Consider the following 7,362-nt stretch of genomic DNA (forward strand, 5'->3'; position numbering starts at 1 on the left):
CCCCTCGCGGTGAGGGGTGGCCGCCCGTCGTGCGTGCGCTCCGTGGGCCCTGCGGTCAGACCTTGGTGCGGTGGAAGTTCAGGAACGAGCGGGAGGGCGTCGGGCCGCGCTGGCCCTGGTAGCGCGAGCCGTAGCGCTCCGAGCCGTACGGGTGCTCCGAGGGTGAGGAGAGCCGGAACAGGCACAGCTGCCCGATCTTCATGCCCGGGTACAGCTTGATCGGCAGCGTCGCGACGTTCGACAGCTCCAGGGTCACGTGGCCGCTGAAGCCCGGGTCGATGAAGCCGGCCGTGGAGTGGGTGAGCAGGCCCAGCCGGCCCAGGCTCGACTTGCCCTCCAGCCGGGACGCGACGTCCTCGGGCAGCGTGATGACCTCGTACGTCGAGGCCAGCACGAACTCGCCGGGGTGGAGGATGAACGCCTCGTCGCCCTCCGGCTCGACCAGCCGGGTCAGGTCCGGCTGCTCCTCGGAGGGGTCGATGTGGGGGTACTTGTGGTTCTCGAACACGCGGAAGAAGCGGTCGAGGCGCACGTCGATACTCGACGGCTGGATCATCGCCGGGTCGAACGGGTCGACGACGACCCGGCCCAGGTCGATTTCGGTCCGGATGTCCTTGTCAGAGAGCAGCACGCTTCGAGGTTACGTGCAAGAAAGGGCCCCGGACGAATCCGCCCGGGGCCCAGCTACCCGTCCGTCCGCCGTCAGGCCAGGAACTCCGCGGCCTCCAGCCGCATCGCCCGCGCCAGTTGCGGCTCCGACAGCTCCCGCACGTCGGCCAGCACCGAACTCCGCAGCCGTCCGCACTGCGGACAGCGGATCAACCGCCCGGGCCCGAGCCGGCCCGGACCGAGGTTCTGCATCGGGAACGTGGTGGTGCTGAACAGATGCCCCTCGGCACAACGAACGACGGCGCGCTGCTCCATCGATCCCCTTCCCATCCCTAACCCAGTACTCACCCGTACTCACGCGCCCCGGCGGCCGAGCCCCAGGACAGCGTCACATTAGGGGATGTTCCGGACATTCCTCACCGTGGCTCGCCGCCCCGACCCCCACCCACCGGGGCACTCGCACGCGGCCCAAACAGTACGCCCCCAACACCCGCCCCACCGCGCTCCGCCGCGTCCGCCGACCCCCTGTGCAACCACCGTCGCAGATGGGGTACAGTGACACTGGATCGAGCGGTCTCTGACGGCTCATCAGGCGGGCGTAGTTTAATGGTAGAACATGAGCTTCCCAAGCTTAGAGCGCGAGTTCGATTCTCGTCGCCCGCTCCATACCGAAAGCCGCAGGTCACATGACCTGCGGCTTTCGTGTTGTCCGGGGCGGGTGGTGAGTCCGCCGTGGGGTGGTCAGCGGGGGAGCGCCCAGGCGGGTGTCCAGGTTCCCGGGGTGTCGGGGGTGGGCGCGGTGGTGGCGAGGTGGGCGCGGAGGGTGGGCAGGGCGGGGTGGGGGTTGTCGCGGTGCCAGAGGAGTGAGTGGGGGTAGACGGGCGTCGGGTCGGTCACCGGGATGCGGCGCAGGCCGTGGCCGGCGGGCCAGACGAGGCGGGTCTGCTCGCTCATGAAGGTGGCCAGGGCCGGGGTGTCGGCGATGGTGTCGAGGAGCGCGTCGGAGCCGAAGTTGGGGCCGGTGGCCTCGATGGTGAGGCCGAACTCGGCGACGAGGTCGTCGTAGTAGGCACCCCATTCGCTGCCGGGAATGATGCCGGGCATCCAGATCCGGTGGCCGACCAGCTCGGCGACGGTCACCGACTTGGTGCCCGCCAGCGCGTGGGCGGGGCCGGTGAGGAGTTGGAGCGGTTCGTCGAGCACCCGGACGGACTCGATGTCCTCGGGCAGTGGTCGGCCGGGCATGGCGACGGCGCGGAAGGACGCGTCGATCGTGCCGGAGCGGATGGCGGCGACGGCGGTCTCGATCTCCAGCAGCATCAGCACGTCGAGGTCGATCTCGGGGTGGGCGTGGTGGAAGCCGCGCATCAGGCCCGAGGCCGCGCCGCGCGAGGCGATCACGTCGACGCGCAGCGGGCGGCGGCCGGTGCGCACGGACGCGACCGCACGCTCGGCGGCGCGCAGCAGCTCGCGGGCGTGGGGCAGGAACGCCTGCCCGTCGATGGTGAGTTCGGCGCCGCGCGGGGTGCGGGTGAACAGCCGTACACCGAGGTCGCGCTCCAGTGTGGCGACGCGCTTGGAGACGGCCTGTTGGGTGATCGCCAGGTCGACGGCGGCCTTCTGGAACTGGCCGGCCTCCGCGATGGCGGCGAAGGTGCGCACTGCTTCGAGATCCACGCCGACCCACCCTAGTGAACAACCCATGGTTGTGTCTGGTGGGTGAATCGGTTGTTTGACCGGCTGTTGCGCCGCCCGGTTAGCTCGCACTGGTCAACTTCGGTTTGTTCGGTCGGGGTCGGGACGTCGAGGGGAGCGCGCCGGGCATGGTGGGCAGGAAACGGCTGGGCAGGCGGTTCGGCTGGCTGTGGGCGGCGTACGCGGTGAGCGCGTACGGGTCCGGGCTGGGGTTCGGGGCACTGCCGCTGATCGCCGTGCTGGCGCTGGACGCCGGCCCCGTCGAGGTGTCCGCGCTGTCCGCGGTGGGGCCCGCGGTGGGCGCGCTGGTCGCGGTGCCGCTCGCGCCGTGGGTGGAGTTCCGGCGCAAGCGCCCGGTCATGGTCGCGATGGACCTGATCCGGTTCGCGGCCATGGCGACGATCCCGGTCGCCTATGCCTTCGGATGGCTCGGTTTCGTCCAACTGCTCGTGGTCTCGGTCGTGGTCGCCGCGGCCAAGATCGCGTTCGGCGCGGCCAGTGGTGCCTACCTCAAGGCCCTCGTCCGGCCGGACGACCTGCTCGTGGCCAACGCGCGGTTCGAGTCCACGAACTGGAGCTCCATCGCGGTCGGGCCGCCGCTGGGCGGGGCGGCGATCGGCCGGTTCGGGCCGGTCACCACCGTGGTGGCCGACGCGCTGAGCTACCTGCTCTCCGCGCTTTGCCTCGTCGCGATCCGCGGCCGGGAGGAGGCCCCGCGGCCGGCCGGCGGGAACCCGGTCCGGGCCGGCGCGGTGCTCGACGGCTGGCGCCACATCATGGGCGACCCCGGTCTGCGGGCGCTCTACCTCAACAACATGCTCGTGGCCGGCCTGATCATGGCCACCGAGCCGATGCTCGCCGTCCTCCTGCTGCGCCAACTCGGCTTTGCCCCTTGGCAGTACGGCCTCGCCTTCGCCGCCCCCTGCCTGGGCGGACTGGTCGGCTCCCGGCTGGCCCGGCGGGTCGTGGCGCGCTACGGCCGGGACCGGGTCTTCCGGATCGTCGGTACCCTGCGCGCCGTCTGGCTGATCGGCCTGGCCTTCGTCCGACCCGGCGTGGTCGGCCTCGTCACCGTGATGGCCGTCGAGCTGGCGATCATCGTCAACATGAGCCTGTTCAACCCGGTGCTCGCCACCTACCGGCTCGAACGCACGCCCAAGCACCTGGTCGCCCGCACCCTGTCGGCCTGGTCGATCGGGCAGCAGGCGTCCATCGCGGTCTGCACCGCGCTCGGCGGGCTGCTCGCCGACGCCACCGGCCCGCGCACCGCCATCACGGTCGCGGGGTTGCTCATCCTGGCCACCCCGCTCCTGCTTCCCCGGTCCGACCGGACCCGGTCCGACCGAACGCGGCCGGATGCCGTACCAGGCACATCATCAGCACGGAGGACACCCGCATGAGCACCCAGCCCGCACTCGACCCCGCGCACACCGCTCTTCTCGTCCTGGACTGCCAGCCCGCGATCCTGGCCGCGCTGCCCGAGGACGGGGGCCGCGAGGCCCTGCTCGGCCGCCTGGCAGGCGCCATCGCCGACGTCCGCGCCGAGGGCGGCACCATCGCCCACGTGCGCGTCGGCTTCACCGAGGCCGACTGGGACGCGGTCCCGGCCGCCAACAGGTCCTTCGCCCCGCTGGCCCGACACCGCGCCATGCACCACGAGGACCCCGCCGCCGCCGTCCACGAGCGCCTGGCGCCCCGGGACGGGGACATCGTCGTGCGCAAGACCCGCCACGGCGCCATGTCCACCACCGACCTCGACCGGCAGCTGCGCGAGCGCGGCATCACCACCCTGGTCGTCTCCGGCCTCAGCACCAGCGGCGCCGTCCTGTCCACCGTCATCGACGCGGCCGACCGCGACTACCGGCTCCACGTCCTGTCCGACGGCGTCGCCGATCCGGACCCCGGAGTCCACGACGTCCTGCTCCACCGGGTCCTCCCGTCCCGGGCCCACGTCGTCGACACCGCCGGGCTGCGCGCCCTGCTCCGGGCCTCGACGTCATGAGGAGCACCCCGCCGCCGCCCGTACCGCCGACAGCCGCAGGCCGGCCGACCTGCGGCTGTCGCGCGTCGTTCCGCTGCCGCCCGAGGCGGCGGAGGGATCAGCGGCGGGCGGCGAGGTCCTCCAGGACGGGGACCAGGGCGGCCGGGGCGGGCAGGGCGGCGTTGTCGGCCTGCAGGCGGTGGGCGGCGTCGCGCAGCGCGGCGTCGGTGAGGAGGCGGGTGAGCAGCGGGGCGTCGACGGCGTCGGAGGCGGAGCTCAGGGCGGCGCCGGTGGCGGTGAGGGCGTCGGCGTTGACGAAGTGGTCCGCTCCCTGCGGGAGCAGCAGCTGGGGCAGGCCGGCCTGGAGGGCGGTCAGCATGGTGCCCGAACCGCCGTGGTGGATCAGCGCGTCGGCGCGGCCGAGCAGTTCGTTGAGCGGGACCCAGGGCAGGCTGCGGACGTTGGCGGGCAGGGTGCCGAGCGGGGAGAGGTCGGCGTCGCCGACCGCGAGCAGGAAGTCGGCGTCGACCTCGGCCGCCGCCTCGACCATGCGGACCACCGCGCGGACGCCGTCGAGTTCGGAGAGCACGGTGCCCAGGGTGACGACCGCCCGCGGGCGCTCGGGCTTGCGGAGGAACTCGGTCGGGACGATACCGCCGCCGTTGTACGGGACGTAGCGCATCGCCAGGCCGTCCGGGTCGCCGCCGAGCGGGCCGACGTTGAGCGCCGCGGTGACGGTCGGGCCGGCCAGGCCCCACTCCTCGTACAGGTCGGACACGTGCGAGGCCACCAGCTCGGTCATGGAACGGCCGGGGCTGGCGCCGAAGTTGTGCACCACCGACGGGATCTTGAGCCGGGCGGCGACCAGCGGGGGAGCGGCGTGGCAGGAGTCGTGGACGAGCAGGTCGGCGCCCCAGTCGGTGGCGGCCGCCAGCAGGCCGTCCACGCCGGGGCGGGTGGCGTGCGCGAACATCGCGGCCGCCATGTCGAAGATCTCTTCCTGGGTCCTGTCGTGGTTGATGTACTGGACCTTGCCGCCGAGGCGCTCCTCGATGATCTCCCGCAGGCCCCGGCCGTCACCGATCTCGACGATCGGGAAGCCCGCGGGCCGGATCAGGTCGACCGGCTGTCCGGTGGCGAACAGGACCTCGTGCCCGGCGGCGCGCAGCGCCTGAGCGGTGGGCACCATCGGGTAGAGGTGACCGGCCGCGGCGGGGCCGGTGAAAAGTATGCGCATGGTCGTCTCCTTGCGAATGTCGCCAACAAGGCAGTCTCGCCTTCGAAGTTGACGTTCAGTCAATTTGATTTGGGTCACCATGCGCGGTAATCAGCCTTTCTGGAGCGGGGCTTGCCTCCCGGGCTGCGGTGTGCTCCACGCGCCGCTGCCGAGGTCAGGCGGCGGCAAGGAGGAAGCCCCGGACGGTGCCGGTGAACGCCTCGGTCTGCTCGGCGAGCACGATGTGGCCGGTGTCGAACTCGGCGTAGGCGCTGCCGGGCAGGGCGGCGTGCAGTCGGCGGGTGTCCTCCACCGGGACGGTGGCGTCCTGGGTGCAGCCGATCACCAGGGTGGGGGCCTGGACGAGCGGGAGCAGCGGGCCGAGGTCCAGTCCGAGGTTGAGGGCGATGTGCCGCAGGGTGCCCGGAGTCGGCTGCATGTAGGCGGTGTTGGCCTGGACGGCCTCGCGCCCGATCCGGTTGAGGAAGCCGCGGCTGAAGGCGGTGAGGGTGGCGTAGCCGCCGAACGCGGCGGGGTGGTCGGCGAGCGAGAGCCAGGTGGCCATGGAGAGCCGCAGGTACTCGTCCTGTTCCGCGCTGATCCAGCCGGCGGCGGCGACCAGGCGGCGGACCCGCTCGGGGTGCAGGGCGGCGGTCGCGGTGGCGACGACGGCGCCGAGCGAGAAGCCGAGGACGTCGGCGGGGCCGCGGCCGGCGTCCTCGATCACGGCGGCGACCTGGGCGGCCATGGCCTCCAGGGTGAGCGGAGCGCCGTCGTCCTCGGCGGCCTCGCTGCCGGAGAGGTCGGGCAGCAGCACGGTGTAGCGGTCGGTGAAGGCGTCCAGCAGGCCGTCCCACATGGCGGAGCCGGGGCCGGTGCCGTGCACCAGGACGAGCGTGTCGGGGCCCTCGCCGACGACGCGGTACGGGATGCGGGCGGTGCCGACGGTGATGGCGGGCATGGCGGATCCTCTCGACGGTGGGTCAGAAGGCGTGCCGGGGGCGGCCGGTCGGGGGTCCGGCCCGGCCGGCCGGCACGAGAAGTAAACTACACAGTGCAGGTTAGTGATTCAACTGCACCGTGCAGTGCAATATGGAAGTGTGGGAACGGTGAGGGACGGGGCCGGGTGGGGAACTGCCGGTACCCGCCCGCCGTCCAAGCAGTGACGGAATGCCTGCCCGGGTTGAACGCCGGGGGGAGTACGGAGGGCCCTGTGCAGTCAGGTGGTGCCGAACTGAACGTCGGATGCCCGGGCGGTGGCCCCGGCGGTGCGCGGGTCGCGCCGGTCCGACGGCCGGGGGCCGAGTCGGGTTCGGGACCGGGGGTGGCGGTCGATCAGCTGGACGCCGCCGAACGCTGCGAGATGCTGCTCCAGGACACTCTGGACGCCGTCCGTCCGGCGCCGGCCTGGCAGGGGGCACCCGCGCGGGCGGGGGCGCGGCTGCCGCTGCCGGGGCGCGAGTCGGATCTGCTCTGGTACGTCACCCGGGGCCGGGACCTGCTCACCGTCGTCTCGCTGCCCCGACGGGCGGTGCTGGTGGACGTGGTGGAGCGGCACTGGCGGCGGCGCGGCTGGATGATCACCTCGCTGAACGCCGACCGGGACCGCCCGGGCGTTGCCGCGACCACCCCGGACGGCTACCGGCTGGCGCTGAGCTTCGGCGAGTCGGGTGAGGCCGGACTGACCGCGGGCTCACCCGGAGTGGCCCGCTCGGAGCGGGGCCCGGTGCTGTCCGGAAGCGTCGACCGCTGCGCGCCGCCGCTGCCGTACGTGTGCTGTCCGTACTGGAGTGCGCTGGCGTAGTCGAGGGCCTGGCGCGGGGGAGGACCGGGGGAGGCGTGGAGCGAGTCCCCCCGGACT

At 72.8% G+C, this 7,362-nt stretch carries 8 protein-coding genes and 1 tRNA gene; 4 read left to right on the forward strand and 5 right to left on the reverse strand.

Annotated elements, in window-relative coordinates; genetic code table 11:
• Positions 1–55: 55 nt before the first annotated feature.
• Together dcd and ACFU7Y_RS35885 are read right to left on the reverse strand one after the other, a co-directional pair.
• The gene (dcd, locus tag ACFU7Y_RS35880) at positions 56–631 is read right to left on the reverse strand and encodes a dCTP deaminase (RefSeq protein WP_224281315.1); all 576 of its coding nucleotides are present in this window, start codon (positions 629–631) and stop codon (positions 56–58) included.
• 71 nt (positions 632–702) lie between these two features.
• Positions 703–924, reverse strand: coding sequence for a hypothetical protein (locus tag ACFU7Y_RS35885; protein WP_174315667.1), 222 nt, complete (start codon positions 922–924; stop codon positions 703–705).
• A 277-nt stretch (positions 925–1,201) separates the two neighbouring features.
• Here ACFU7Y_RS35885 and ACFU7Y_RS35890 point away from each other — a divergent pair.
• Positions 1,202–1,275: transfer RNA gene (locus ACFU7Y_RS35890), tRNA-Gly, on the forward strand.
• A 75-nt stretch (positions 1,276–1,350) separates the two neighbouring features.
• On the opposite strand, the gene ACFU7Y_RS35895 is transcribed toward ACFU7Y_RS35890, so the two are convergent.
• Entirely contained in the window at positions 1,351–2,286 is a 936-nt protein-coding gene (locus ACFU7Y_RS35895) for a LysR family transcriptional regulator (protein ID WP_380770870.1), read from the reverse strand.
• 146 nt (positions 2,287–2,432) lie between these two features.
• On the opposite strand from ACFU7Y_RS35895, the gene ACFU7Y_RS35900 reads away from it, so the two are divergent.
• Together ACFU7Y_RS35900 and ACFU7Y_RS35905 are read left to right on the forward strand one after the other, a co-directional pair.
• Entirely contained in the window at positions 2,433–3,704 is a 1,272-nt protein-coding gene (locus ACFU7Y_RS35900) for an MFS transporter (protein ID WP_224281313.1), read from the forward strand.
• Positions 3,701–4,306, forward strand: coding sequence for a cysteine hydrolase family protein (locus ACFU7Y_RS35905; protein ID WP_224281312.1), 606 nt, complete (start codon positions 3,701–3,703; stop codon positions 4,304–4,306). The genes ACFU7Y_RS35900 and ACFU7Y_RS35905 overlap by 4 nt, the downstream gene beginning before the upstream one ends.
• A gap of 97 nt (positions 4,307–4,403) precedes the next feature.
• On the opposite strand, the gene ACFU7Y_RS35910 is transcribed toward ACFU7Y_RS35905, so the two are convergent.
• Positions 4,404–5,522, reverse strand: a complete 1,119-nt coding sequence (locus ACFU7Y_RS35910) for a glycosyltransferase (RefSeq protein ID WP_380770871.1) — start codon at positions 5,520–5,522, stop codon at positions 4,404–4,406.
• 154 nt (positions 5,523–5,676) lie between these two features.
• A complete protein-coding gene (locus tag ACFU7Y_RS35915; RefSeq protein ID WP_224281310.1) occupies positions 5,677–6,462 on the reverse strand; it encodes an alpha/beta fold hydrolase in 786 nt (261 codons plus the stop codon).
• 363 nt (positions 6,463–6,825) lie between these two features.
• On the opposite strand from ACFU7Y_RS35915, the gene ACFU7Y_RS35920 reads away from it, so the two are divergent.
• A complete protein-coding gene (locus ACFU7Y_RS35920) occupies positions 6,826–7,305 on the forward strand; it encodes a hypothetical protein (RefSeq protein WP_380770872.1) in 480 nt (159 codons plus the stop codon).
• Positions 7,306–7,362 lie beyond the last annotated feature (57 nt).

The sequence above is a fragment of the Kitasatospora sp. NPDC057542 genome, assembly GCF_042801945.1.
Lineage (GTDB): Bacteria > Actinomycetota > Actinomycetes > Streptomycetales > Streptomycetaceae > Kitasatospora.